1 tRNA gene and 1 rRNA gene are annotated in these 478 nt (G+C 44.6%); both read left to right on the top strand.

Features of this window, described 5'->3' with window-relative positions:
- Window position 1: 1 nt before the first annotated feature.
- Window positions 2-77 (top strand) — tRNA-Ala (locus GFJ41_RS18025).
- A gap of 96 nt (window positions 78-173) precedes the next feature.
- Window positions 174-478: ribosomal RNA gene (locus GFJ41_RS18020) — 23S ribosomal RNA — on the top strand; the annotation flags it as partial.

Here is a 478-nt window from a genome sequence, read left to right as displayed (position 1 = left end):
TGGGGGTGTAGCTCAGCTGGGAGAGCACTTGCCTTGCACGCAAGGGGTCAGGAGTTCGATCCTCCTCATCTCCACCATATTAGTACTTTGAAAACTGCATAACATTTAGTGATGATTAAATAAACCAATTATAAGAGAAGAAAACTCTTTAAAAAATAACACTTTTAATAACTGGTCAAGTTATTAAGGGCGCAGGGCGGATGCCTTGGCACTAAGAGCCGATGAAGGACGCGATAAGCTGCGATAAGCTTCGGGGAGTTGCACGTAAACTTTGATCCGAAGATTTCCGAATGAGGAAACTCACTTAGAGTAATGTCTAAGTATCATTAAGTGAATACATAGCTTAGTGAGGGGAACCCGGGGAACTGAAACATCTAAGTACCCGGAGGAAAAGAAAGAAATTCGATTCCGTAAGTAGCGGCGAGCGAACGCGGAATAGCCCAAACCAGTGAAGTTTTCTTCGCTGGGGTTGCGGACA

Source organism: Paraclostridium dentum (assembly GCF_012922555.1).
In the GTDB taxonomy this organism is placed as follows: Bacteria; Bacillota; Clostridia; order Peptostreptococcales; family Peptostreptococcaceae; genus Paraclostridium; species Paraclostridium dentum.
Note: the sequence above shows the minus strand (reverse complement) of the source record. Positions and strands in the feature narration are given on the sequence as shown.